Below are 24,990 nucleotides of genomic sequence, written 5' to 3' on the forward strand. Positions count from 1 at the left end.
ACCCATGATTGTAAAAATTGCGCATCGCCAACCTTTTTTCATCTATCATTTCGTTGGATAGAACTGAGTGCTTCTTACTGGCGCTGTCCATCAAGTAAAGCGGTACTCTTGGCACATCTCGTTGTCTTTTCCCATGTGCTTTCTGGCGTCCTTTTCCCTACATTCTTTACTATAGTCCCCTTATCGGGAAATGAAAGTCCTTTTTGATTTCTGGGGATCGTCTTTTTTTGCATCGTCCTTTCTTGTTAGAAAAATGCGCCTTTTTGTCTACAAAAGCAAAAAGGCGCAACCTGTCAAGGGAGGAAATAAGGTGCTTAACTAACTGTTTCTCATTGGGAGAACCAACGCAGATCATTTTCAAAAGCTTGTTCTACGTGAGTTTCTTTTGTCCCACCATGGATAGTTCGACTGTTTCTTGGCAACTTATTGCGTCACTTATGGCCGCTCGATCAATAACGGCTGCTTCTTTAAAGCTGACCTCCTGACACTGTTCAAAAATCATTTTCTTTTGCCCTTTAGCTGATTCAAAGGCAACAGACTCAAAAGCAACGCGTTGGATCAGTGAAACCTGCTGTGCTTGTTCATCGACAAACCCTTTTAGCTCGACCAAAGGGTTCTGCCCTACGATACGGGTATTCTTGACCAAAATATCCGAAATGATCGGTAACTGTTGGGCTGCCTGACCATCGGCATTGTAAGCAACAGGATGAGCCATGAAACGATCCAACAGGCAATCGGTGATCGTCACTTGACGAATATAGCCACCACGATCATTCTGCGCTTTCAATTCTAGCCCATAAAGCGTATTGGTCAGTTGACAATCTCGAAAGGAGATATTTTCGACACCACCAGATTGCTCACTACCAATCGCGATGCCATGTCCCCCACGAATAGCCAAATCAAACAGCCGAATATTTTTCGCTGGTCTATTGATCTGATTTCCTTCTGGATTTTTGCCAGATTTGATTGCGATACAATCATCACCCGTATCAAAAACGGTGTCAAAAATCAGCAAGTTTTGCGAAGAATCTGGATCCCATCCATCGCCATTGTCGATGCCTTTGGACTGAATATTCACCCCATGGGTCACAACGGTGTCACAGTAAATCATATGGATAGTCCAGCATGGTGGATCAATCAACGTCAACTCTGTCAAATGGATGTTTTTGGCCTGCATCATACAGATCAAACGTCCCCTTACTCGTCTTCCAGGTTTTCCATCAGAAACATATTCTGGATACTGTTCACGGTCTGCATAAGAGTTTCGCATCGCCAGTCCTAATGGATTTCCGCCACCAATGATCGTCCCTTTGCCACAAAGACGGACATTTTCACAAACGATACGCCCTCGATCGCCCCGATCGATATACCCAATGTTGATCAATGAACGGAAGCAAAACAATTCCCAGCCTTCATAACGGCTTAATGGTAAGCCCTCTTGATTCACGCTTCCTAAATACTCGTGAGGGGCAACCCGATACGTTTCTATGTCGAGGCTTGCTTGCAATGTGCCATCTACCTGAAAGATCATATTGCTTTTTAGCTCCAACGCACCAGAAAGGATCACTGCCCCTGTTGGGATCCAGACAGTGCCATTGCTAGGGCAATCGTTGATCGCTTGCTGGAGAATGGTGGTACTATCTTCTTTGCCTGCGCTATCAGCATGGTAGGGTGCTTGCGTAACATCTAACACAACACTTTTTTTCTTTGTACGAAAGGTCGTCGTGACTGCGGTATTTGTAAGCAGGCATCCCTGATGATCAAGGCAGATGATCGTTACTTGATACGTTTGATCGGCAGATAAGTTTGTCAACGTCCAATGCGTCTTGTTTGTTGGTCTGGTTTGGATCAAATCGTTGTCTAAAAACAATTGATAACCAAAAATAGCTTGGGCGTGCAGCGGCTTCTCCCAAATAAGGGTCGCTTGATGAGCGCCGATCGTGCTTGGTACGACATGAAAATCAATTACTTGAAATGGTTCCATCGGTTTGTCCTTTCTTCAACGAATTCATTCAATAGAAAAAAGATATTCCAAAACAGCGAATATCTTTTTCCACACTTATTTAAGACCCGTCGTGCTGATGCCTTCAACAATGTATTTTTGGAAAATAAAGAAGATGATCAACACAGGCAGCAAGGAGACCACAGACATCGCGAACATTGCTCCCCAATTGGAGGTGCTGCTAGCATCTAGGAACTGCTTTAAGGCAATCGATACCGTGTAGTTTTGCGGACGTGTAAGGTACAGCATCGGTCCGATCAGTTCTTCCCATTTCCAATAGAAAGAGAAGATCGCAGCGTTTGCCAAGGAAGGCTTCATCAACGGTAGAATCACGCGGAAGAAAATACCGACCCGTCCACAGCCGTCCATTTTTGCTGCTTCATCTAAATCTGTCGGGATCGCAGAGACGAATTGAACCATCATGAAAATAAAGAAAGCTTGTCCGAAGTATGAAGGAACGGTTACCGGACGAATCGAGTTAAGCCAGCCTAATTGATTAAACCAAAGATACTGAGGCACCATGATGATCTCTTGCGGCAGCATCATCGTGACCAAGATACAAGCAAACCAAAAGCCTTTTCCTTTGAAAGGAATTCGACCAAATCCATAAGAAATGACAGCCGAAGAACAGACCGCCCCTACCATTGAAATCAACGCGATTTGCAACGAGTTGAAAATATAGCGAATGAAGGGAATCCCTGCGATCCCTTCAAACCCTTTGGTAAAGTTTTCTAACGTCCAGCTGCGGGGGATCAACTCCGTTGCCGTTCGAAAAATGTCACTACTAGGTTTAAAGGCACTAAACAGCAGCCAGAAAATCGGATAAAGCATCAGTAATGCAGCAACTAAGATCACGGCATCAAAGAAATAATTTTGTTTTTGTTCACGCATCAATCAAACCTCCTCGTTTTCTTTAAACACCCAAAATTTCGATGTTGCGAACAACAGAATCGTAATCAACCCAACGATGACCAGTAAAATCCACGCTAAGGCTGAAGCATAGCCCATTTTGAAATCGGTAAAGGCTCGTTGATACATGTACAAGGAATAGACTAACGTGCCGTTACGAGGTGAACCCGTCCCATTCGAAATGATAAACGCAGGTGTAAACGTCAAAAAGGCCATGATCGTTTGATAGATCAGATTGAAAAAGATGATTGGTGTCAGGACTGGAACCGTGATATTGAAAAACTGTCTGATTTTTCCTGCCCCATCAATTTCCGCCGCTTCGTAATAATCTTTCGGAATATTTTTCAAACCGGATAAGAAAATCAACATCGACGAGCCAAATTGCCACGCTGCTAATAAAATCAAGGTCATCAACGCTAAGCCAGGACTTTTAAAGAAGTAGATCGGGTCTAAGCCGATCGCCGCTAGCACGCCATTGATCAACCCTGAATCGCCAAAAAGATTCCGCCACATGATCGAGACCGCCACGCTCCCACCTAAAATCGAAGGGATATAAAATAATACCCGATAAGCGCCGCTTAATTTCGATGGGCGGTTGATCAGCATCGCCACTGCTAATGCGACGATCAGCCGTAAAGGGACTGCCAACACAACATATTTCAGCGTAACAGTCAGTGACTGAACAAACTTGGGATCATTCGTAAAAATCGTCTTAAAGTTATTCCAGCCAACAAATTGCGCCTCTGTCAATAAATCATAGTCATGAAAAGACATAAAAAGAGAAATCCCCATCGGGACGATAATAAAAGCAAAAAAGCCAATGATGAAGGGTGAGATAAATAAGTAGCCTGTAACCATATTCTGTTTTGATTCTGGTAATCGATTAAACCAGCTTTTGAGTTTCCCAGGCTCTTTTGCCGTGGGTGATTTTGATTGTAGTTCCATAATTTTCACTTCCTACCTCCTATAGTTGATTACGCTTACAAGTTGATTTTAACGAAGTGCTTCTTAAGAATGAATAGAAAAAAAAGTACAGAAATGTGAAAAACTAGAGGACCTATTTTTTCCCCCATTGTTTCTCCTAAAAAAACGCCTTTACTGAAAAAGTCAGTAAAGGCGCCGCAGCTATGCTTATTGATAGTTTTCTGCAAAAATTTCTTCGCAGCGTTGCGTAAAGGCATCATAAGTTTCTTCTGGTGTCATGGTGCCATAAGTGATCTCTGCGTACAGCTCTTTAAAGTACGTGTTGATTTCAGCAAACCCAATTGGTGGGATTGGGGATGGATCACCAACGATGTCTGCAATATCATCTAAGAAATCAGAGGACTCTTGTTCTTCTGGTGTCATGTCGGCATAAAGCAATTCTTTGATGGCATCATTGGAAGGAATCCCCCGCTCAGTACCGATGATCTTATTGGCTTCTTCACTATTTACTAAAAATTCAACAAACTTCGCAGCTGCTTCTTTTGATTCAGAAGCATTCGCGATCGAATAAAAGAACCCTGGTCGATACGCCATCGCCCCGTTTTCTGAGTCGAATGGACGAGCCAAGTTGATTTCGACATCTTCTGCGGCGGAGGCCTTATAGGTCAAGTATTGATTGGACCAAGTCATCATATAAGCTGCTTTTCCTTGTGAAAACGGATATTGATCCATACTGTTGGCATTGCTAGTCACTTCTGCGGTTGGCATTGCTTTGGCTTCCGTAAGGTCCGCGATAGCCCCCATAAATTCAATCCAGTTTTCTTTGGTAAAACCGATCTCTGGTTTGCCGTCTGCATCGTATTGGTATAGATCTTCGCCTTTAGTACGTAAAAAGTATTGCAAAATCGTACTGTTGTCATTGTTATCATTCCAACCATAATCACCGGTTGCTTCAGCGATCGCTCCCGTACTTTCTACAAGGTCATCGAAGGTATAATTGCTAAAGTCGATCCCAGTGCCCCCTTGTTCTACCAATGATGGATTGTAGAGCATCGCCATCGTATTGACAGAAGTTGGTATGCCAAAAACTTTTCCATCTAACTCGCCAGTTGCTAAAATCGATTCTTTGATATCATCGGTTTGAATCTCATTGCCGATAAATTCCGACATATCTGCTAATTGATTTTTCGTTCCATATTGCGCAATGTACTGCACATCCATCTGGATCACATCAGGTAATTCTCCAGAAGCCGCTTTTGTTGCTAGTTTTTTCCAATGGTCATCCCAAGAACCATATTCATATTCAACTTTGATGTCAGGATTTTGTTTCTCAAATTCTTTGATCGATTCGATATACTTCTCGTGTCTGACTTCTGAGCCCCACCAGGTAAAGGAAATCGTCGTTTTCCCATCTGCATCAGCTTCTGAGCTTCCGCTACTATTGCCGTTGTTGCCACAAGCTGCTAAGGTCGCACCAAGAAACAACAAGCTCGCTGCTTTTAAAAAAGTTTTCTTCATTCTTCTACACTCCTTTTTGTTTGCGCTTACAAGGTGATTTTAATGGAAATCCTCGTTAATAAAAATGAAAAAACAAGAGCAAATATGTGAAAAACTAGACTGCCGTTTTTGCTGAAGGCTAAGCCTTCACGGGCAATAGCTAGAAAAAAATAGAAAAACAGATGAAAAATGTAAAAAAACAGACATGCTCTATTTTTTCCAATATACTATGCTATACTAGCGTTGAAAAGGCTTACTTTTCAAAAAACAAGGTAGGTGGAAACAATGAAAAAAATACAAACCGGACTGTTTCGTCTTTTTACGGTAACAGCTTATTTTGCTAAATTAAACCTTTTATGGCTTTTCTTTACCCTTTTAGGGCTGGGGATTTTTGGCTTCGGTCCTGCCACCGCTGTCACGATCAAATGTTTACATGATTTTCGTAAAACTGGTCATGACTATTCAGCTGTTGCCTTCTGGCAAGCCTACAAGCAAGCCTTTCGCACCTTTTCCCTTTTTGGCATTGGACTATTAAGTACAGTACTCCTGTTGTTGTTTAACTTACGGATTACTCATTTTTTCCCGACTGAAATGGCTTGGCTGCGCCCTGTCTATTTACTTTTAACGATTCTCCTCCTTTACACTGCATTCATCAGCTTTATGACCTATGCCAAAGCCGAACAACACGCTTGGAAACAGACCTTGTACGTCAGTATCTTTCTAGTCTTTCGCTACCCACTGCAAGGCCTTGCCTTGTTGTTTACCTGGTATTTATTGTTTCTCTTATTGACTGCCAAAACCTCCTTGTTACTCGTCTTTGGACTAGTGATTTTCTTGTTTTTCGCTGAATTTTTTCATGGTCAGATGATTGAAAAAACCAAACAATTGCAAGCAAAGCGAGGCAGTGTCCATGAAGTCCCAGAAGCTGATCAATCACTTTAAAAAGCAGCCTTTTGAGCGACAGTTACATTTTGTCTTTTTTGCGACGGTGGCAATTATCGTCTCATTGGCTGTTCTCCTGACCTTAGTTTGGCGACAAGTCTACATGGCGCAGCTGAAAGAAGCCGCGTATAAAGATGTCTCGATCATTTCAACAAATATCGCCAAACGTTTAACTGCCGTCGAAACCCTCTCTTTTCGCATTATTGATAGTGCACCGATCCAAAATGGCCTACAAAGGATCTTGGCACAAGATTCCTTGCAATCCTTAGAGGCGATCGACCAAAAGAATGCCTTAAGTGCAGAAATCAACGCCCTCGTACGCAATGAATCAACGATTCAAAACGTCTATCTCTTTACCCCAACGAACGAAAACATGATCAACTTTCTAGCCGAGACCGACCATATCTTTAATGGCCAAACCATCAAAGATATGATCGAGACTTTGCCCGATAAGCCTGCCAAAGGGAGTTGGTTTTTTGCAAAAGACCTTTCTCAAGGTGTCTACCTGCGAAAAATCTATTCAACAGCCGATCTTTCTTTAACCTATATTGGTACGGTGATATTTCTAGTCAATACGTCCTTCTTTCGTAACGAGATCGAAAGTCTTCCTATTGTCTCTGAACAAAACCAATTTTTCATGGCGTATCAGAACCAATTTTATAGTACCGCAAATGACGAGCAAACCCTCGCTGCGGATCAAAATACCTTGCAGCAGAAAATGGGAACCTTCCAGCGATCGATCGGCTCCATGACGTTTGATAATCGCCAGTACTACTATGCAATGGATCGGAAGACGATGCCGAATATGACCTTCATTTATTTACTGCCTGAAAACCAAGTCTTAGCGGATCTTTATAAACTACAAGGCCTTTCCATCGCTGTGAGTTTGCCTTTTTTATGTTTGATTATTGTTATGATTCGGAAAATAAGCAATCAGCTGACCCGTCCTTTAGCTGACTTGGCTTCGCAAATGGCCGTTCTGCGGAAAACGAAAAAACTGGCCTCTTTAAAGACCCTCGCTGTCCCAGAAAATAGCCAAGAAGAGATCATGGTCCTTTACGAAAGCTACAATACGATGATCGATGAATTAAATGCCTTGATCAAGGACAATTATGAAATGCGTATTTTGTCCCAAGAAATCGAATTTAAGGGATTGCAAGCACAATTAGATCCGCATTTTCTCTACAATACGTTAGACTCGATCAACTGGATCGCCATTGAAAATCAGCAGTGGCAGATCTCAGAGATGGTCACCTCCCTTGCCTATTTGTTTCGTAAAAAAATCGATACCAAGTCTGACTTCACGACGCTGCAAGATGAGTTAGATATCGTGCATGCCTATATCAATATTCAAAACGTTCGCTTCGGGAAACGGATCGAGTATATCGAAGTAATTTTGGTGAATGACCTGTCCTTTAAGGTTCCTAAGTTACTGATTCAACCATTGATTGAAAATGTCTTTAAATACGCCGTCAATGATATGAAGGAGACGTGTCGCCTCGTCCTTACGATTGAACAACAAGCAACCTTTCTCCAAGTCAGTGTCTCTGACAATGGCCCTGGTTTTAAAGCCAACTTCTCGATTGAAAAAGAAGGCGGCATCGGATTGACCAATATTCAAAAACGATTGCAACTGCATTATGGTGATCAAGCGTCGTTAGCCATCGTCTCCTCGATTCCCTTCAAAAAGACGACGGTGCGCTTTGTGATCCCCTTAAAAGGAGTGAGTGAAACATGAAAAATATCCTCGTTGTTGACGATGAACCCTTGATAGCAAATGGTGTGGCTAACCTCGTTGCTTCTTTTGATTTCCCATTAGTGGTCAAAGGAATTTACACAGACAGTGAAGAAGCCTTGGCATTTTGTCAGCAAAACACCATCGACATCGTGATTACCGACATCAATATGCCTAAAGTCAATGGACTTGCCTTGATCAAAAAATTAAAAGCCATCAATCCTGCGATTCAAATCATTATTTTGACAGGCTTTGGCAGCTTCTCCTTTGCCAAAGAAGCGATGGCTTTAGGGGTCAAATTTTTCCTTGAAAAACCTGTTTTTCCGAGCAAGCTTTCAGAAGCGTTGGCTGAGACGATCGAACGCTCTGAACGTCGCCAAATGGAATCTACCCTCTATTTAAAACAACAAATTGAACAATACATCAATAGCTGCGGAGAAGAACCGCTGCCTGAATCGTTCGTTTTTCCATTTTGTATGTACTTATTTGATTCGAAATTCTATCACGCCATCGCTAAGCGGATCGAAAGCTATGAGAACCATCACGAGTTGGTGATCGGTCATCAAAACAAAGTTGGCTATATCCTGAACTTCAGTACGGAAAATACCTTTAATCTCTTTTTTAAAACGAAGGTACAGGCTGCGCATCTAGGAAAAGGGATCGCCATCAATTGCTGGGTCGAAACTCCCGAAAAATTTTTACTCAGTTATCATTTAGGCAAGCGGAACTTGGATAAGGAGTTTTATTTTGATACCTTTGAAGTCATCCAAGAAGCCCAAATCTCACAAGAAAATGTCTATGAAAATAGTCTCTACATGGAATACCGTGAAAAACTTTTGGCATTGATCGACAAAGGCGAACTGACTTTAGCCCAAGTTCTTACGGAAAACTTTTTTTCTACCTGTCGCATGGAGCTTTACCCTGTCCAACTATTGCGGCTGCAGGTCAACGATTTGTTATCGGCAATTTTTGAAAACCATCGCATCAAAAAAGACATTTACTTTGATGACTATTCCCCAAAGATCATGCTCTTGAATAATTGGCACGAACTCCAGTTTATGCTGCTTCACTGTATCGATTTGATGCGGGGCAGCTTAGATGATAGCGAGAACATGCAGCTGTCCCAAAAAGTCAATCTGATCATCGAAGAATATTATGACCATGAAGCATTGTCATTGAAATGGATCGCAGCCCATCTTTTGTACTTAAATCCTGAATACTTAGGAAAAACCTATTACAAAGAAACCGGGATTCGCTTCAATCAAAAATTAGCCGAATACCGCATCCAAAAAGCACAAGAACTGCTGAAGAAAAACTACAAAGTCTACGAAGTGGCAGCGATGACGGGCTTTAGCAATGCGCCCGAATATTTTGTTCAAACGTTCAAAAAGATTACTGGTATGACACCAAAGAAATTTTTGAAGCAGCAAGAAAAAGCCCTTCTCTCTTAACGTTTCTTCTATCCGAAATGATTGTTTTGCTATTTCAACAAAAGAGGTAGTCCGCTCACGGATGTGAGCGAACTACCTCTTTGACTAACGAGTGATTGATGTCAAACAACTGATGCGACCGTGTTCGTTTTAAGGAATGAGCGTTTTTACCTAGCTTACAGCGTAAAGACTTCCTTTAACTCCTGTGTCACTGGCGAATCATCAGGATTTGTTTCCATGAGTTCTGCCATGTAATGCCACCATTTTTGGTTGATCTCGGTTGCCGCTAACTGCTGCCAGCGGGTTTCATCTTCAATCTCAAGGTAGCCAAACAACGCAAGGGTTTCTGGATCTAAGAAAATCTGGTAGCTTTTCGCCCCGTGTGCTATGAGCTGCTCTTTTAGTTCTGGCCATAGTTCGCGATGCCGTTTTTCATATTCTGCTTCATATCCAGGATGTAGCTGCATCCGAATCGCTTTTTTGATCATCTTTGTCTGCTCCTCTCTTTATTGCGTAAGGTGTTTAACTTAACAAAATGAAACCAATAGTTCAGTAAATGCTAAGACTGTCAGTGATTGCCCGTAAGGCATCGCCGTAATCGCGATGTTTTTGTAGTACGCCAAGTCTTCTCCCATTCCAGTACCGATGGAAACATTTTGGACTTCTCCATCTTCTGCGACTTGTTCGATCAAACCGGCTAACGCTTTATAGGCAACATCTTCCCAAGCTTTGTCAATGTAACGCTTATGAACGGCTTTTAAAATCCCATAGGCAAAACCAGCCGTCGCGGAAGCCTCCACATACGAGCTAGGATCGTCTAACAAGGTGTGCCACAGGCCACTTTCATCTTGCATTTCTTGCAAGGCAGTTAGTTGGTCTAAGAGGGTATTGATCAAGAAGCCCCGTAACGCGTCTCCTTCTTGCAAGTCGAGAATTTCAATGATCTCAGGAATCGCAATGGTGATCCAGCAGTTGCCTCTTGCCCAAAGTGCTTGTGCATAATTGTGGCGTTCTTCAAAGGTCCAGCCGTGGAACCAAAGCCCAGTTTTTTTATCCACTAAGTATTTGATATGGATCATAAATTGTTGTTTTGCTTCTTCGATATAAGCCGGACGATTCAGCAACATGCCAATTTTCGCCAAAGGCAAAGCGGTCATCATCAAGGTATCGTCCCAAAGCTGGTTGCGATTTTCTGGTCCATAGGTCGCATGCTGCAGACCATTTTCATCGGTTCGCGGCATATCATGCATGACCCATTCCGCCCATTGTTCAAGGTAAGGCAAGTAACGAGAATCTTTGGTGTCTTCATAAAGATACGCCATTGCCAAAAGCGGCGCCATCGTGTTGACATTTTTAGGCGGCGCGCCTTCTAACATTCGCTGCTCAAACCATTCTTCCACAACTTGGAGCGCTTTGGGATTTTTGGTGATTTGGTAGTTTTTATAAATGCCATATAGTCCCACCCCTTGCGGCCAGTTCCAAATCCCCCAGCTTTTATCATCAACGATCAAGCCGTCAAAGTCTAATAGAAATTCACCATTATCATCCTTGATCGTCGTTAAATTTTCGATCATGCGATCAATTTTTTCTTCCACGACACGTTTTTCCACAAATAACTGTTCTAAAATCACCATTGGGTTCATCCTCTCATTTCTCTTTGATAGATTGATCGTAACACGCTTACATTTACACAAAAATAGCAGTTATTGACACTTTACTATCTATTCTTGTATGATAAAATCAAACGAGCACGAAAGGAGCCAATCATGGAGAATCAAAGTGCGGACACGATGATCAACGATCGCTTTGAGGCCTTTCATATCAAAGACATCGTAGAAGAAAACAATACCCTTTATCATTACCATAGTTTTTATGAGATTCACTGTACCTTAAAAGGATCAGCGGTCTTCTTTATCGATGGCGGAGAATTCCCTCTAGAACCTGGTACGATCATCTTGATTCCTCCAAACGTCTTGCATCGAATCGTCCATCAAACTTCTGATTTTTTCGAGCGAACCTACCTGTATATCAATCCTAGTTATCTCACTGCCCTCTCCACTACCCAAACAGATCTCACTGCCTGTTTTCGTAGCAACGGCGGCATCAACAGTCGTATTTTATCGATCGATGCCGACCAACTAGACCAGCTATTGCGACCTTTGCGCAAAAAAACGGATAGCAATTATGGCACCGACTTACTTTATCAAAATCATTTGATTGCGTTTTTGATTTCCATCAATACGATTGCCTATCAGGAAAAAGAACCGCTGTTTTTATCCGACTCACTCTATAAAAATAAAGACATTTTGGCTGCCATTACCTATATCAATCAGCATTTGACCGCTGATCTCTCCTTAGAGACCGTCGCCAAAGCCCTTTTCATGAGCCCATACTCGCTTTCAAGGACCTTCAAAAAAGAAACTGGCGTCGCCTTTCATGCCTATGTCGTAAAGAAACGACTCTTAAAGAGCAAAGAAATTTTACGTAAAACCAGAAGCGCCACCGCCACCTTCGAAGCTTGCGGCTTCAACTCCTATACCCATTTTTTACGCTGCTTCAAACAAGAATTTCAACTGACACCAAAAGAATTTTTACAAGAAGAAGCCCAAAATCAGTTTGTTCGTTTTACGCATTTTGCAGGGAAAAAATAGCAAGCCGATGAAAAGATTTGCTTACAAAAAAGACTCTCTTACATTGACGATCGTAAGAGAGTTTTTCATTCAATCTTTTAAAAACAGCTACCCAAGTTCCTCAGAAGTTCCCCGCTCGAAATAAAGAAAATAGCGATTGCTGATCCCTAAGACAATCCCAATCATAACCAACAAGACCCCTGACAGGATCATCTGCATCCCTGCTGTTTCATTGCCGCTGACTAGTATCAGCAAGCGTGATGCATAAGGTGCTAACGTGACCCCTAAATTGTAAGCAACGATCGAGACGATCGTGCCAAACTTAGCTTCCGCTTCACCACCAGTCGTCAGCAAGTGGGTGAAAAAAGGCATGATGCTGCGAAAGGCAAAGCCTAGTAGTAAAGAACAACCCAAGAGCAGCCCCACCGTCTGCATGGGATAGGTCAAATAGATGCTGCTTCCTGCAAGCAATGCCGCAACGGGCAGCAACCAGCGATGTAGGCGTCTATATATCAAGCCAAAGGCATTGCCTGCGATAAATGCCCCCGTCGCAATGGCGGCGATCATGTTACTGCCATCGGTCGCATCACCAATTCCTTTTTCCAACAACAACGGGGTGATCTGCAGATTGTAGTTGATAAACAAGACAACGATCAGAAACAAGAGCACCCCCAAAACAAATGACTTTTGTTTCCGTTCTTTTGAAACCGTGACGTTCGCTATCAGAGCCGCATCGGTGGTCGCTTTTGTTTCATTGGGAATAAACACCTGAACAAAAAAGAGACTGATCAAGGCAAAGCCATAAACGAAGAAAGAGATCTCCCAACTGATCTTCACTAGCTGCCCTACCAGCAAAGTCATAAAGATACCACCTAAACCACCGACGGCACTTTCTAACCCAAGGGCCTTGGCTTTCTTTTGCGGCTCATTTTGAAACAACAAACTAATCATTTGAATCGCCAAACGATTGAATAAACCGATCCCGAAGCCAAGAATCGCGCGCGAAAGAAACAAGACGGGAAAACTCCCCTGATACCATGCCGGCAGCGTGCCAAAAATCGCCACAATGACCAAGCCGGTGACCATCGTGTATTTTTTGCCGATCCTTTTTTCGATCATGCTGGTAGTAAAAATCCCCAGCAAAAGAAACAATGACGGAATCGTGGTCAGTAACCCGACGTAGACCGCATCTACTTCTGGAAAGCTTGCCACAATTGCGGGAACATTGGCAGAAATCGCTGGTGCAGAATAAACGACCATTGCCACCGACAACAGTGCCAGCAACTTCATTGAAAAAAATTTCATAGTTACCCCTTTTCTTTTTGCAAAATACTATTTTTGTTTCTCTGAGCTCAACCGGATAAGACACCAAAGCAATCTTTTCCTACCTCTTTATTATTTGCTGGATCGCCAGCATTTGACCAATGCTTCCTACGCTGAGGCTTTATGCTTGAAAAGCATTGGTCTTCTGCATTTGCTGCAGACCGTCACCGATTGTCTGCGAAAAAACCTTGCAGTTTGTTTTACTGCAAGGTTTCCTTCGATCATTCATTTTTTAACAATCCTATCAGCTACAGAAGACACCCTAAGAGAACTTATTTCTGCAGCTGTTCTATGACATCTTTCGTAATTGCCTCAGCAGTGATACCAAGTTCGGATAAAACGTCCGCTGCTCGGTAATTATCATAAAATTTCTTTTCTAAGCCATAGTTTTTGACGGCAATCTCACGATCACCAAGATAGCTGGCAATCATTTGTCCATAGCCGCCCTCTCGTATGCCGTCTTCCAACGTGATAACGAGTTTATGCGCTCGTGCCACAGCATCCAGCAACTCTTTGTCGACCCCTGAAATAAACTTAGGATTGATCACCGTTGGCGTAATTCCATGTTGCATTTTCAATTGTTCTGCGATCTCTTCCGCTAGCGCATAAAAGGTTCCGACACCGACGATGGCTACCTGCGTGCCAGCTTGAGTCACCTCATTTTTTTGATCGCTGTAGTCAGTAGAGGCTGCCACTGCCGTTTCGTTGACAGGTCCAACCGGTACCCGGATCGCAACCGGAGCGTTGGTTTGTTCCAACGACCAATCCAACATTGCTAGATATTCTTCTTTAGAGGTTGGCGCAAGATAAACAAGGTTGGGAATATGTGCCAAAAATGGAATATCAAAAATTCCCAGATGGCTCTCGTCATTCATTCCATGAATCGATGCACCGTATACCAGAATCGTTCCCGGCAGATGATTTAAGGCCAAATCATGGGAAATTTGATCAAAACTACGTTGCATAAAGGTAGAAAAAACGGCCCAGACAGGTTTCGCTCCATTTTTTGCTAACCCAGCAACCATCGATACCGCATGTTCTTCTGCAATACCCACATCTACAAATTGTTTACCTGCTTTTTCTCGTTGTTCTGGAGAAAAAAGCAGCATCGGTGTACCAGCGTTTACTGCCACGACTTTAGGATCTGTCGCCATTTTTTCTAATAAATAATCCGTCGTTAAGCTGTTGTACGTTACTTGATTGCCCCCAGCAGAAATATATTCGCCTGTTTCTAAATGAAAGGGACCGCCTGCATGAAACTTTTCACGATTTTCTTCCGAAAACTTGAAGCCTTTGCCTTTGATCGTATGAATGTGCAATAAAACAGGACGATCAATGTCTTTCACTTTTTCAAATAAAGCGATCAAGGCAGCGAGGTCATTTCCTTCATCTAAATAGTGGTACTCAAAACCAATCGCTTTGAACAGATTGTCTGCTGCTTGCCCCTTGGTTTCCCGCAATGCCCGCAAATTCTGGTACATCCCTCCATGATTTTCTGCGATCGATTGGTCATTGTCGTTGAGGATCACGATAGTATTGGTGCCTAATTCCACAATATTGTTCAAGCCTTCAAACGCTAAGCCACCTGATAGAGAACCATCGCCAATGACGGCAACGACGTTATACGTTTCATTTTTTAGGTCACGGGCTTTCGCCACACCATTTGCCAACGAAACTGAGGTGGAGGTATGACCGACCGTAAAGAGATCATGCTCGCTTTCTTTCGGATTCGTGTAACCAGAAACCGCATCATACTGCGTAGCATCAAGAAAGGCATGGGCGCGTCCCGTCAACATTTTATGGATATAGGTCTGATGAGACACATCAAAAATCAGCTTATCGGTGGGGGAATCAAAGACTTTATGCAACGCGATCGTCATCTCAACCATCCCCAGATTGGGGCCATTGTGCCCCCCATGGTGACTTATTTTTTCCAATAAAGCAGTTCGTGCTTCTACTACCAGTTCTTGAAGTTGCCCACTGGTCAATTCTTTTAACTCTTTGGGGCTTTTGATTTTTTCTAATAACATGTTCGTACCTCCTGTAAAAATGTTTGAATGGTTCGTGTGTTTACTCACAAGTAAAAAGACACGAAGTCGAAATGAGTGGATCGTTTTCTAGAATGAAAAAAAGCGGCAATCGGAGCTAGACGCTCTTTTTTAAATTCCTGTCAAACCAAGAAATAGCAAGTTATCCTGAAGGGAAATTGTGATTTTTCTTAGTTCTAACAATCGCTGCTCATTTCTTCTATCTAAAAAGATACCACCTAGAGTTGACTTTAGGTCAAGTAGTTTTTGAAACATTTTGAACAAAACGAGGTTGATTTTTTCTAATTATTGAAACAATTGCAGGTTTATTCTCTATAAATTTTCTTTTCTAATACATATTCCTAGAGGTTCATTTGATATGTCATAGTAAATTATAAAAAACTGCCATTAAACAGGATCCATTCCCTGCTTAATGGCAGTTTGCTTACTTCCGATACATCTTCAATTCCAAGAACAAATCATTATAGATGCCCAGATACTCAGCACCTAAGTTTTCATAGACTTCGAGGTGTTCCATTAATTCATCGGATGGATAGAATTGTTCGTCTTCGGTGATCTCGTCAGGCAGTAATGCCATGGCTTCTTGGTTAGGTGTGGAATAGCCGATGTATTCTGCGTTTTGTGCAGCGTTCTCGGGTTCTAGCATAAAGTTCAAGAAGGCGTAAGCACCGGCTTCGTTTTGTGAGGTCTTAGGAATGACCATATTATCAAACCACAGGTTGGAGCCTTCCGAAGGGATCACGTAATGAATGTGCTCGTTTTCGTACATCATGTCGGCTGCTTCCCCAGAAAATGTGACCGCAACCGATGCTTCTTCGTTGGCCATGTACATCTTGATTTCATCTGCGACGATGGCTTTGATGTTTGGGGTCATGGTCCGTAGCTTATTGAATGCCTCTTGCAGCTGATCATCGTCTTTGCTGTTAAGAGAATAGCCTAAGCTGTCCAAACCTAATCCCATCACTTCACGCGCGCCATCGATCAGCATGATGCTATTTGCTAATTCGGGTTTCCAAAGATCGTCCCATTGGGTGATCTCACCTTCATCAAAGAACTTATCGTTATAGACGATCCCCAGTGTTCCCCAGAAATAAGGGATGGAATATTGATTGCCTGGATCAAAACTCAGGTCCAAAAAGCGAGGGTCGATATTGTCTAGCCCTTTGATTTTACTGTGATCCAATGGTTTTAAAAGATTTTGTTCCATCATTTTCTCAATCATGTATTCACTCGGTATGGCGATGTCATAGGACGTACCGCCTTGTTGGATCTTCGTGAACATCGCTTCATTTGAGTCAAAGGTTTCATAATTGACCTTGTAGCCAGTCTCTTCTTCAAACTTACTGATCAAATCTGGGTCGATGTAGTCGCCCCAGTTGTAGATGTTGACGACTTCAGCGCCTGCCATACCAGAGGAGCGTTCCAATTCACGGACACCAAAGAGCAAGATCAGGACGATCGCAACAATACCGATAATCAGAGATTGTAGTCGTTTCATCGCAGATTTGCCACCTCCACACGGCGGTTTTTACGCAATTTCTTCGCGCCGTTTTCTTTACTGATAAAGTAATAACCTACCACCAGGATCATGGAGAATAAGAAGACAAGTGTACTTAATGCATTGATTTCTAAACTGATTCCTTGACGTGCTCTAGAATAGATCTCTACCGATAAGGTACTAAAGCCATTGCCTGTCACAAAGAATGTCACGGCAAAATCATCGAGTGAATAAGTAAAGGCCATGAAATAGCCGGCGATGATGCCCGGTGTCAAGAAAGGCAAAATGATATTTTTAATGACTTGAAAATTATTCGCGCCTAAATCACGGGCAGCATCGATCATTGAATCGTTCATCTCTTGCAGTTTCGGTAAGACCATCAAGACCACGATCGGGATACTAAAGGCGATATGCGAAAGCAATACGCTGAAAAAGCCTAAGCTAAACCCACGGAACAAGTTGCCGATCATCGTAAAGAAAATCAAGAAGCTGGCACCAATGATGACATCTGGTGAAACCAACAAAATATTATTCAAACTCAACAATGCCGTTCTCGTTCGACGTTTGCGGGTATAGTAGATGCCCATCGCTCCAAATGTGCCGATGATCGTTGCCAGTAATGCTGATAAAAATGCCAGCATAAAGGTGTTCAACACGATGATCATCAAGCGGGTATCTTGAAAGACGGATTGGTAATGTTCAAAAGTGAAACCCGTAAAAGCATTCATGGTGCCTCCTTCATTGAAGGAATAGAAAATCAAATAAAAGATCGGCACGTACAAAAGAATAAAGACGACGATCAGATAAAGATTCGACCAGCGAAATTTTTTCATTTACGTTGCCCTCCTTTTTTCTTTTCTCCCGTAAACAGCATCACGAGGAACATGGCGATGATCAAAATGACGCCGATGGTCGAACCCATGCCCCAGTTTTGGGTAACGAGAAAGTGCTGCTCGATCGCCGTACCAAGCGTGATCACGCGATTGCCCCCAATCAAACGGGTCAACATGAAGAGGGAGAGCGACGGAATGAAGACGGCTTGGACGCCGCTTTTCACACCGTTTAACGACAGAGGGAAAATCACTCGTCGAAACGTATCATAGCTGTTTGCCCCTAAATCGCGACTGGCACTGATCAAAGAGGGATTCATTTCTTCTAAGGCATTAAAAATCGGCATGATCATAAAGGGCAGTTCGATATAGACGGCAACCGTCAAAAAGCTAAAGTCGGTAAACAAAATCTGCTTTGGTCCAACACCCATGATTTCTAGGAAGTTGTTGACACTGCCATGAATGCCGAAAATCCCGATAAACGCATAGGCTTTTAACAATAAGTTAACCCACGTTGGTAAGATGATCAACAGCAGCCACAAATCTTTGTGACGCAGCTTAGTTAAGAAATAGGCTGTCGGGTAGCTGATCACTAAGGTAATCACGGTGATCAAAAAGGCATACCAAACCGAGTTTAAGGTCATGATCAAATATTTGCCAGAACCTAAGTAGCTTTGATAATTGACCAGCGAAAAGTTGCCGTTCATATCAAAAAAGGATTGGTAGATGATCAATAAGACTGGTGCAATAACAAATAGCAATAACCAAAAGACATAGGGTATCGCATAAAAACGACGCATTTTCGTCATTAGCTTTCCCTCCTAATCTTCGTAGCTCTCTAAACGAGCATCAAAATCTTCTTCGGACTCATTGAAACGCATGACGTGGATGTCTTCTGGTTCAAAGGAAAGCCCGATCTTGCTTCCTTCAGTGGCTTTTCTTGTAGAGTGAACCATCCATTCGTTGCCTTGTTCATCGTAACAAATGATTTCGTAATGCACGCCTCGGAACAATTGCGTGTCTACTTCAACGACCAGCTTGCCTTTTTCCGCCGTCGTCAAATTCAAATCTTCTGGACGGATCACGATCTCAACAGCTTCATTCGGCCGCATCCCGCCATCGACACATTCAAATTGCTTGCCGACAAACTCCACTAAGTTGTCTTCGATCATCGTACCTGTGACGATGTTGCTTTCACCGACAAAATCCGCCACGAAATGGTTGATTGGTTCATCGTAAATATCCACTGGTGTGCCGCTTTGGACGATCTTCCCTTTATTCATAACGAAAATCTCATCACTCATCGCCAACGCTTCTTCTTGGTCATGGGTGACAAAAATAAAGGTGATGCCTAGTCGCTGCTGCAATTCCCGCAGCTCGTATTGCATGTCGGTTCGCAATTTCAAATCCAATGCGGACAAGGGTTCATCAAGAAGCAATACTTTGGGCTCATTGACGATCGCTCGTGCGATTGCGACCCGTTGGCGTTGTCCTCCAGACATTTCGCTGATTTCACGATTCTCATAACCAGGAAGCTGCACTAGCCGCAACGCTTCTAAGACTTTTTTATTCACTTCATCTTTTGGTAATTTTTTGATTCGCAGACCAAATGCCACATTTTCAAAAACGTTCATATGTGGGAATAAGGCGTAATCTTGAAAGACAGTATTCACTTGCCGTTGATTGGCAGGAACGTCATTGATTCTTTGTCCATCAAAATAAACGTCGCCTTCTGTTGCGTCCGAAAAACCCGCAATGATGCGTAAGATGGTTGTTTTTCCACAACCTGAAGGACCTAACAATGTATAAAAGCGACCTTCTTCAATATCAAAACTCACTTTTTTCAAAACTGTTTCATCATCATCAAATCGCTTCACCACATTGTTGAATGAAATTATTGTTTTTCCCACACTCTTTCCTCCTGTACTATAAATAAGAATCTGTCACGACTACAAGCACACGGCTTTTTTTTCCCGCAATATTTTTTAATTGATGCGGCTCAGTCGCCTGATAATAAATCGATTGGCCTTTACGAGCCTTGTACTGCGTTTCTCCTAGTGTCAACGCCACACTGCCCTCTAAGACATAGATAAATGTTTCTGCTAACGATGGTTCAAAGGTCTTGTATTCGCCCGCTTTATCAAAGGTCAGCAAGACTGGCTCCATTTCATTTTCATTGGAATCGGGAATCAGCCACTTCAATTCATAGCCATTTTCTTCATCATAATAAAGCGTGCTATCTTCTTCGCGATAAACCACTTGATGCTGCGCATTTTCTTCTCGGAAAAATTCCTCTGGTGTCACGCCTAAAACTTCTAAGATCGTAAAAAAAGTTTCCATAGAAGGCGAACTCAAATCACGCTCCAACTGTGAGATATAGCCTTTCGTCAAATCGGTCCGCTCGCCTAATTCTTCTTGGGTCAAATTCTTTTGAACGCGCAAATTGCGCAGCTTCTCGCCAATCTCCATGTTCATTCCCCCTTTAATTGACACAACTTCAAATAAAAAAGTTTGCTATAAGTAAACTTCATGTTTAATTTCACTTTTTCTAGTATACAAATAATTACAAAAAACACAAGCCTTTTTTCTTCATTTTTTTGAAATCTTTTCTCTCTGATCAAAAAAGGAGTGACGCTAAACGCTTGTATTATAAAGGAAACAATTGGCGGTCCCGTCATTTTCGCTTTTCAAAGGTTTAAAAGAACAACTTCTATTTTAACGAAGAAAAGGTAGATTTAATAATGATCTGTTTTTGCTGATTTTTTGATAAGAAGACCTGCCTTTTCTTGCTTCACTGGTTAAAAAAATAAAACTTATGGTATTATGAGTACAAACCATCAAAGGAGTGTCTGAAATGACGAATTTCTCTACCTTTCGTGTCATGAATGAACCAAATTTTACTGCTTCACTCACAACTGCAACCCTTGACGAGCTGCCAGCAGGCGATGTGCTTGTCCGTGTTGATTACTCAGATGTCAATTACAAAGATGCCTTGGCAGCAAAAGAAAATGGCGGCGTGATCCGCACGTATCCGATGACGCCGGGAATCGATTTAGCAGGGGAAGTCGTGGACAGTCAGTCTGCTGATTTTGCCCCAGGCGACCAAGTCTTAGTGACAGGTTATGGCTTAGGGGTTTCTCACCCAGGCGGTTACAGTCAATTTCAACGGGTCCCAGCCGAGTGGCTCGTGAAACGTTCTGCTGGTTTTTCAGCAAAAGACAGTATGACCTATGGCACTGCTGGGTTCACAGCAGCTTTAGCGGTGCAAGAATTAGAACAGCTGCACTTAGCAAAAGACGCTGCTATTTTGGTGACAGGCGCTAGCGGTGGCGTCGGCAGTGTCAGCATTGCTTTATTGAAAAAACTGGGCTATACAAATATAGTGGCGCTATCTCGGAAAACCGATGCGCAATGGTTGTTAGACCTAGGCGCAGCAAAAATCATTAGTCCTGATGACCTGGTACCAGAAAAGGTCAAACCATTAGCAAAACAATCGTTTGCAGCGGTCATCGATACTGTTGGCGGTCCATTGCTTGCGGCAGTGCTTCCGCAAATCGCTTATGGGGGCGGTGCCTTCTTATGCGGCAATGCTGGTGGGATCAAAATCGAAACGACTGTCTTACCATTTATTTTGCGTGGGATTCGCGTAATTGGGATCGATTCGGTCAATGTTTCCCATGAGATCCGCTCGGCATTATGGGAGAAATTAGCTGGTGAGTGGAATGTGATCGATCAGCTTTACACAAAAGCCATCACTTTGGAAGACTTACCAGAAACATTGGCAGCTTTATTAGCTGGTACGCACCAAGGACGGACGATCGTTGAGGTGTCACAAGGGCAATGAGAATTTTGATTACGGCTGGCGGTACTTCCGAAAAAATCGATGATGTCCGTGCAATTACGAATCATTCCACGGGCTCACTTGGTCAAGCCATTGCCAAGGAATGGCTGCTATACCCTGGGGTAACCATTGATTACGTTACGACGAAAACTGCCAAACAACCGCCGACCGATCCACGAGTTACCTGTCATTTCATTGAAGGGACCACGGACTTGTTGGCGCAGTTGACCGATTTATTGACGACCCATTCGTATGCTGCCGTGATCCACAGTATGGCAGTCAGTGATTTCACCCCTGCTGCTCATTTTTCAGAAGCAGCGTTTTATGAAGCAATCAACGATGCCCTACCAGCTTATGACAACCAGGTCACTCCCGCATTGATGGCACACGTACTCTCACAATCTGAAACAACGGCAGGCAAAGTTTCTTCCAATACTGATCATTTGTTTTTAGTGTTGAAGAAAACCCCGAAAGTGATCCAAACCATCAAAGCAGTACAGCCGACAACCTTATTAGTCGGATTCAAATTATTAGTAGACGTAGCGGAAGCCGAGTTGTTTGCGGTCGCACGAAAAAGTCTGCTGGCTAGCCAAGCGGATTATGTGTTGGCCAACGACTTGACGCAAATTTCTGGAAACCAGCATGTCGGACACCTTTTGACACAAGAAGGACAAATCGGGACTGGCCGCACGAAAGCTGAGATCGCAACCTTGATCGTTGACACATTACGCAATGACCTGTGTGCTTAGCTAGATGTTTTTTAGAAAAGGAGAAAGAAACATGAAACAAAAACACGTTCTGCTTGGCATCAGCGGCAGTATCTCTGCATACAAAGCAGCCGACCTAACCAATGAATTAACCAAAAAGGGCTATGCAGTGGATGTCTTAATGTCTCAAAATAGCACACAATTTATTACACCTTTGACGTTACAGTCATTATCCAAACGCCCGATCCATGTGGATGTTATGCAAGAACGTCAACCAGATCGGATCAACCATATTGAACTAGCCAAACAAGCCGATCTTTTCTTGCTTGCCCCAGCCAGTGCCAACAGTATTGGCAAGCTGGCGCATGGGTTAGCCGATGATTTGATCTCAACAGTTGCCTTAGCGTTGCCGTTATCCGTGCCCCGCTTGATTGCACCAGCCATGAATACCGTCATGTACGAAAACCCGATTGTTCAAAGAAATTTGGGGATTTTGAAAGAAGTCGGCTTCCAAGAGATTGAACCCCGTGAAGCGTTACTGGCTTGCGGTGATTTCGGCAGAGGCGCATTAGCAGCAACAGAAACGATTCTCGAAAAAGCATTGACTGCTTTGGAAGTACGGAGTGTCTAACAATGAAAAAAATATCAACTTTTGAACTTGTCTTAACAGCTTTCTTTTTAGGAATCTTGATTCTTTTAGCATCGGTTCCCTTTCTTGGGTTTATTCCCTTAGGACCAATCAATGCGACAACGATGCACATTCCTGTGATCATTGCTTCCATTGTATTGGGCCCTCGGATCGGCGGCTTTTTAGGCGGCGCCTTTGGGATCATCAGTATGGTGCGTTCGACGTGGATCATCACCCCGCTTTCTTTTGTCTTCTCTCCTTTCGTACCGATTTATGGGAGTGATCAAGGAAGTTGGAAAGCGATCCTCGTAGCGCTGATCCCCCGTATTTTGATTGGTGTCGTTCCTTACTTTGTTTATAAGGGCTGTCAAAAAATCTGGAAAAACAAACAGCAAAGTCTTTCGCTACTGATTGCTGGTGTTGCTGGAGGCTTGACGAATACGATCCTGGTAATGAACTTGATCTACTTCTTGTTCCAGCAAGAATATGCGGAGGTTGTGGGGAAAGCCGGCAATGCTGTCTATGCAGCGATTTTGGGTGTGATCTTCGCCCAAGGTGTACCTGAAGCCATTGTAGCGGGAATCGCCACGATGGCAGTTGGAACCGTCCTTTTGCGCTTAGTCATGAACCGAAAAAAAAATCGTATCTAAAAAAATAGCGACCGCCCAAAGTTAGCTTTTTGGCTAACTTAGGCGGTCGCTTCCCTTTTGAGTGACTCATAGACTTTGTGTCACTTGGAGTGCTTCGACAAGCTCTTGATACTGCTCTTGGGTCAAATACTCTTCATAAAATGTCAGATAATCATCGATATCTGCTTGGGTCAAATAAGGCAGCTCTTGCTTGATTTGCAGCAGCAGTTCTTCAAACTCCTCATCCGTCAGCATATAAGAAGACCAATCATCGGCTTCATCATAGCTATCCCAGTACTCATCATCATAATCATTTTCATACCCATCGTCATAGCTGTCATCCCAGCCATAATCATAGGGAGAAAACAATTCTTCTGGGTCAATCAATTCTTCCGCTGTAGGGATTGCAACAGCAGTATCACTTTTCTTCCCTGTAAAAGTCACCGTGGCTCCGATAGTGGTTTGCAGCTCATCCGCTTGCACGAAGTGAAAAGCCATTTTCTGCTGATTTGTTTTCGTATTGATGGTCATGGTTAAGTCAAACTGCTCGACTTCTTCCAACATCGTTTCTAATTCGGCGACTTGCTTTTGATCGGCGCCGTGTTCTTGGGCATAATCTGCATAATCTGCCAATTCTTCTTTGGTAAACGTGTGGCTGATCGTATCTCCATCTCTTTTGAAAGCATCCGGTTCAAAGGTTTTCAGATAGTCTGCAAATGTCTCATTATGAAAAAGACTGTTCATGGTAAAGAGGTTTTCAGGCGCTTTTTCTGCTTCGGTTGTCCCCTCGCCGTCCTCTGCAAAAGTTCCTTCGCCAAAGTAAGAATCTAAGGTTTCTTGATCGATGCGCAGGTATTTGCCTTCATATTCCGCAGCGTCTGGTTTTGTCCCATAACTGTCACTACCAAATGCGCTGATATACCCTTGCAGTGTTTCATAGATTTCAGCTGACACATACGCTTCTTGTTTTTCTGGATCGACGATCAGCTTGATCGGCAGCTCCTGCCCCCCAAAAGCGACTGCCAGATTGAGTAAAATCGCTTTGGTTTCTTTGTCCTGGACGAAGTCCCCTTTAAATGACGAGCCGACTAACTGTGACATCAACATAGAGGCATACCTATCGGCTTCTTGACCGTATTCGCTGCTGCTGCCCATCTCAAAGGTATCGATCGTCGCTTGGAATTCACCAGCATTCGCTGCTTGCTGATTCGTCAACTGTTCGGCAAACTGTTCTTGCGGTAATTTCGTACAACCGCCGAAAAGAAAGGCGAACCCAACAAACAAAATGACGCGTCCCCACTTTTTCATCCTGCTCACTCCTTTTCGTTTATTGTACCGAAGACTGAGAAAGCTTACAAACCTAAGCTCTTTTTTATCAGCTCTCATAAAAAAAAGACTGCCCCTCAGGACAATCTTT

Annotated in this window: 22 protein-coding genes; 8 read left to right on the forward strand and 14 right to left on the reverse strand. The window is 43.1% G+C overall.

The features are described from left to right. Positions 1 to 370: 370 nt before the first annotated feature. The 4 genes from IGK14_RS12895 to IGK14_RS12910 form a co-directional block, all read right to left on the reverse strand. Entirely contained in the window at positions 371 to 1,984 is a 1,614-nt protein-coding gene (locus tag IGK14_RS12895; RefSeq protein WP_270792273.1) for a glycosyl hydrolase family 28 protein, read from the reverse strand. A gap of 75 nt (positions 1,985 to 2,059) precedes the next feature. After that, on the reverse strand, positions 2,060 to 2,893 hold the full coding sequence (locus IGK14_RS12900; RefSeq protein ID WP_005234188.1) for a carbohydrate ABC transporter permease: 834 nt from the start codon (positions 2,891 to 2,893) through the stop codon (positions 2,060 to 2,062). Between the two features lie 3 nt (positions 2,894 to 2,896). Further along, the gene (locus tag IGK14_RS12905) at positions 2,897 to 3,856 is read right to left on the reverse strand and encodes a carbohydrate ABC transporter permease (RefSeq protein WP_016608843.1); all 960 of its coding nucleotides are present in this window, start codon (positions 3,854 to 3,856) and stop codon (positions 2,897 to 2,899) included. A gap of 186 nt (positions 3,857 to 4,042) precedes the next feature. Then, positions 4,043 to 5,353, reverse strand: coding sequence for an ABC transporter substrate-binding protein (locus tag IGK14_RS12910; RefSeq protein WP_010749869.1), 1,311 nt, complete (start codon positions 5,351 to 5,353; stop codon positions 4,043 to 4,045). Positions 5,354 to 5,617: 264 nt separating this feature from the next. On the opposite strand from IGK14_RS12910, the gene IGK14_RS12915 reads away from it, so the two are divergent. Genes IGK14_RS12915 through IGK14_RS12925 form a run of 3 tightly spaced genes read left to right on the forward strand, consistent with a single transcriptional unit; the run spans position 5,618 to position 9,460 of the window. Continuing rightward, positions 5,618 to 6,274: a DUF624 domain-containing protein gene (locus IGK14_RS12915; RefSeq protein WP_010749870.1), complete on the forward strand. Its 657-nt coding sequence runs from the start codon at positions 5,618 to 5,620 to the stop codon at positions 6,272 to 6,274. Beyond that, a complete protein-coding gene (locus IGK14_RS12920; protein WP_010749871.1) occupies positions 6,243 to 8,012 on the forward strand; it encodes a sensor histidine kinase in 1,770 nt (589 codons plus the stop codon). The genes IGK14_RS12915 and IGK14_RS12920 overlap by 32 nt, the downstream gene beginning before the upstream one ends. Beyond that, a complete protein-coding gene (locus IGK14_RS12925) occupies positions 8,009 to 9,460 on the forward strand; it encodes a response regulator (protein WP_005234181.1) in 1,452 nt (483 codons plus the stop codon). The genes IGK14_RS12920 and IGK14_RS12925 overlap by 4 nt, the downstream gene beginning before the upstream one ends. A 155-nt stretch (positions 9,461 to 9,615) precedes the next feature. Here IGK14_RS12925 and rhaM read toward each other — a convergent pair whose 3' ends face one another. Next, a complete protein-coding gene (gene rhaM / locus IGK14_RS12930) occupies positions 9,616 to 9,927 on the reverse strand; it encodes an L-rhamnose mutarotase (RefSeq protein WP_010749872.1) in 312 nt (103 codons plus the stop codon). A 39-nt stretch (positions 9,928 to 9,966) separates the two neighbouring features. Beyond that, positions 9,967 to 11,073, reverse strand: coding sequence for a beta-galactosidase BglB (bglB, locus tag IGK14_RS12935; protein ID WP_010749873.1), 1,107 nt, complete (start codon positions 11,071 to 11,073; stop codon positions 9,967 to 9,969). Positions 11,074 to 11,205: 132 nt separating this feature from the next. Between bglB and IGK14_RS12940 the strand changes: the two genes are divergently transcribed. Further along, entirely contained in the window at positions 11,206 to 12,090 is an 885-nt protein-coding gene (locus IGK14_RS12940) for an AraC family transcriptional regulator (RefSeq protein WP_010749874.1), read from the forward strand. Between the two features lie 87 nt (positions 12,091 to 12,177). Here the strand turns inward: IGK14_RS12940 and IGK14_RS12945 are convergent, their stop codons facing one another. The 7 genes from IGK14_RS12945 to IGK14_RS12975 all read right to left on the reverse strand — a co-directional run bounded on the left by IGK14_RS12945 (position 12,178) and on the right by IGK14_RS12975 (position 20,237). Further along, positions 12,178 to 13,374 carry an MFS transporter gene (locus IGK14_RS12945; RefSeq protein ID WP_010749875.1) on the reverse strand — a complete coding sequence of 399 codons (1,197 nt, stop codon included), beginning with the start codon at positions 13,372 to 13,374 and terminating at the stop codon, positions 12,178 to 12,180. A gap of 290 nt (positions 13,375 to 13,664) precedes the next feature. Next, entirely contained in the window at positions 13,665 to 15,422 is a 1,758-nt protein-coding gene (locus tag IGK14_RS12950; RefSeq protein ID WP_010749876.1) for a 1-deoxy-D-xylulose-5-phosphate synthase, read from the reverse strand. A 442-nt stretch (positions 15,423 to 15,864) separates the two neighbouring features. Continuing rightward, positions 15,865 to 16,938, reverse strand: coding sequence for an ABC transporter substrate-binding protein (locus IGK14_RS12955; RefSeq protein WP_010749877.1), 1,074 nt, complete (start codon positions 16,936 to 16,938; stop codon positions 15,865 to 15,867). Next, positions 16,935 to 17,771 (reverse strand): ABC transporter permease, encoded by an 837-nt coding sequence (locus IGK14_RS12960; RefSeq protein WP_005228535.1) that lies wholly within the window; start codon positions 17,769 to 17,771, stop codon positions 16,935 to 16,937. The genes IGK14_RS12955 and IGK14_RS12960 overlap by 4 nt, the downstream gene beginning before the upstream one ends. Then, positions 17,768 to 18,577: an ABC transporter permease gene (locus IGK14_RS12965; protein WP_010749878.1), complete on the reverse strand. Its 810-nt coding sequence runs from the start codon at positions 18,575 to 18,577 to the stop codon at positions 17,768 to 17,770. The genes IGK14_RS12960 and IGK14_RS12965 overlap by 4 nt, the downstream gene beginning before the upstream one ends. Before the next feature lie 12 nt (positions 18,578 to 18,589). Beyond that, a complete protein-coding gene (locus tag IGK14_RS12970) occupies positions 18,590 to 19,678 on the reverse strand; it encodes an ABC transporter ATP-binding protein (RefSeq protein WP_005228533.1) in 1,089 nt (362 codons plus the stop codon). Positions 19,679 to 19,694: 16 nt separating this feature from the next. Further along, complete coding sequence (locus IGK14_RS12975; protein ID WP_005228532.1) at positions 19,695 to 20,237, reverse strand: helix-turn-helix domain-containing protein; 543 nt, start codon at positions 20,235 to 20,237, stop codon at positions 19,695 to 19,697. Positions 20,238 to 20,622: 385 nt separating this feature from the next. On the opposite strand from IGK14_RS12975, the gene IGK14_RS12980 reads away from it, so the two are divergent. Genes IGK14_RS12980 through IGK14_RS12995 form a run of 4 tightly spaced genes read left to right on the forward strand, consistent with a single transcriptional unit; the run spans position 20,623 to position 23,594 of the window. After that, positions 20,623 to 21,612: an acrylyl-CoA reductase family protein gene (locus tag IGK14_RS12980; protein ID WP_010749879.1), complete on the forward strand. Its 990-nt coding sequence runs from the start codon at positions 20,623 to 20,625 to the stop codon at positions 21,610 to 21,612. Further along, positions 21,609 to 22,358: a phosphopantothenate--cysteine ligase gene (gene coaB, locus IGK14_RS12985; RefSeq protein WP_010749880.1), complete on the forward strand. Its 750-nt coding sequence runs from the start codon at positions 21,609 to 21,611 to the stop codon at positions 22,356 to 22,358. The genes IGK14_RS12980 and coaB overlap by 4 nt, the downstream gene beginning before the upstream one ends. Positions 22,359 to 22,389: 31 nt before the next feature. Beyond that, positions 22,390 to 22,947, forward strand: a complete 558-nt coding sequence (gene coaC, locus IGK14_RS12990) for a phosphopantothenoylcysteine decarboxylase (RefSeq protein ID WP_010749881.1) — start codon at positions 22,390 to 22,392, stop codon at positions 22,945 to 22,947. Positions 22,948 to 22,949: 2 nt separating this feature from the next. Beyond that, a complete protein-coding gene (locus IGK14_RS12995) occupies positions 22,950 to 23,594 on the forward strand; it encodes an ECF transporter S component (protein WP_005228527.1) in 645 nt (214 codons plus the stop codon). 66 nt (positions 23,595 to 23,660) lie between these two features. Here the strand turns inward: IGK14_RS12995 and IGK14_RS13000 are convergent, their stop codons facing one another. Further along, positions 23,661 to 24,881, reverse strand: a complete 1,221-nt coding sequence (locus IGK14_RS13000; RefSeq protein WP_010749882.1) for a hypothetical protein — start codon at positions 24,879 to 24,881, stop codon at positions 23,661 to 23,663. Between the last annotated feature and the right edge of the window lie 109 nt (positions 24,882 to 24,990).

This window comes from Enterococcus sp. DIV0970a, assembly GCF_051711265.1.
Lineage (GTDB): Bacteria > Bacillota > Bacilli > Lactobacillales > Enterococcaceae > Enterococcus_D > Enterococcus_D casseliflavus.

Excerpts from the sequence above, each read along its gene's own strand:
- IGK14_RS12950 (WP_010749876.1), bottom strand. The coding sequence starts at position 15,422 with ATGTTATTAGAAAAAATCAAAAGCCCCAAAGAGTTAAAAGAATTGACC.
- IGK14_RS12925 (WP_005234181.1), top strand. The coding sequence starts at position 8,009 with ATGAAAAATATCCTCGTTGTTGACGATGAACCCTTGATAGCAAATGGT.
- bglB (WP_010749873.1), bottom strand. The coding sequence starts at position 11,073 with ATGGTGATTTTAGAACAGTTATTTGTGGAAAAACGTGTCGTGGAAGAA.
- IGK14_RS13000 (WP_010749882.1), bottom strand. The coding sequence starts at position 24,881 with ATGAAAAAGTGGGGACGCGTCATTTTGTTTGTTGGGTTCGCCTTTCTT.
- IGK14_RS12915 (WP_010749870.1), top strand. The coding sequence starts at position 5,618 with ATGAAAAAAATACAAACCGGACTGTTTCGTCTTTTTACGGTAACAGCT.
- coaC (WP_010749881.1), top strand. The coding sequence starts at position 22,390 with ATGAAACAAAAACACGTTCTGCTTGGCATCAGCGGCAGTATCTCTGCA.
- IGK14_RS12955 (WP_010749877.1), bottom strand. The coding sequence starts at position 16,938 with ATGAAACGACTACAATCTCTGATTATCGGTATTGTTGCGATCGTCCTG.
- IGK14_RS12900 (WP_005234188.1), bottom strand. The coding sequence starts at position 2,893 with ATGCGTGAACAAAAACAAAATTATTTCTTTGATGCCGTGATCTTAGTT.
- IGK14_RS12975 (WP_005228532.1), bottom strand. The coding sequence starts at position 20,237 with ATGGAGATTGGCGAGAAGCTGCGCAATTTGCGCGTTCAAAAGAATTTG.
- IGK14_RS12920 (WP_010749871.1), top strand. The coding sequence starts at position 6,243 with ATGAAGTCCCAGAAGCTGATCAATCACTTTAAAAAGCAGCCTTTTGAG.
- IGK14_RS12895 (WP_270792273.1), bottom strand. The coding sequence starts at position 1,984 with ATGGAACCATTTCAAGTAATTGATTTTCATGTCGTACCAAGCACGATC.
- IGK14_RS12905 (WP_016608843.1), bottom strand. The coding sequence starts at position 3,856 with ATGGAACTACAATCAAAATCACCCACGGCAAAAGAGCCTGGGAAACTC.
- rhaM (WP_010749872.1), bottom strand. The coding sequence starts at position 9,927 with ATGATCAAAAAAGCGATTCGGATGCAGCTACATCCTGGATATGAAGCA.
- IGK14_RS12940 (WP_010749874.1), top strand. The coding sequence starts at position 11,206 with ATGGAGAATCAAAGTGCGGACACGATGATCAACGATCGCTTTGAGGCC.
- IGK14_RS12910 (WP_010749869.1), bottom strand. The coding sequence starts at position 5,353 with ATGAAGAAAACTTTTTTAAAAGCAGCGAGCTTGTTGTTTCTTGGTGCG.
- IGK14_RS12995 (WP_005228527.1), top strand. The coding sequence starts at position 22,950 with ATGAAAAAAATATCAACTTTTGAACTTGTCTTAACAGCTTTCTTTTTA.
- coaB (WP_010749880.1), top strand. The coding sequence starts at position 21,609 with ATGAGAATTTTGATTACGGCTGGCGGTACTTCCGAAAAAATCGATGAT.
- IGK14_RS12980 (WP_010749879.1), top strand. The coding sequence starts at position 20,623 with ATGACGAATTTCTCTACCTTTCGTGTCATGAATGAACCAAATTTTACT.
- IGK14_RS12945 (WP_010749875.1), bottom strand. The coding sequence starts at position 13,374 with ATGAAATTTTTTTCAATGAAGTTGCTGGCACTGTTGTCGGTGGCAATG.
- IGK14_RS12960 (WP_005228535.1), bottom strand. The coding sequence starts at position 17,771 with ATGAAAAAATTTCGCTGGTCGAATCTTTATCTGATCGTCGTCTTTATT.
- IGK14_RS12965 (WP_010749878.1), bottom strand. The coding sequence starts at position 18,577 with ATGACGAAAATGCGTCGTTTTTATGCGATACCCTATGTCTTTTGGTTA.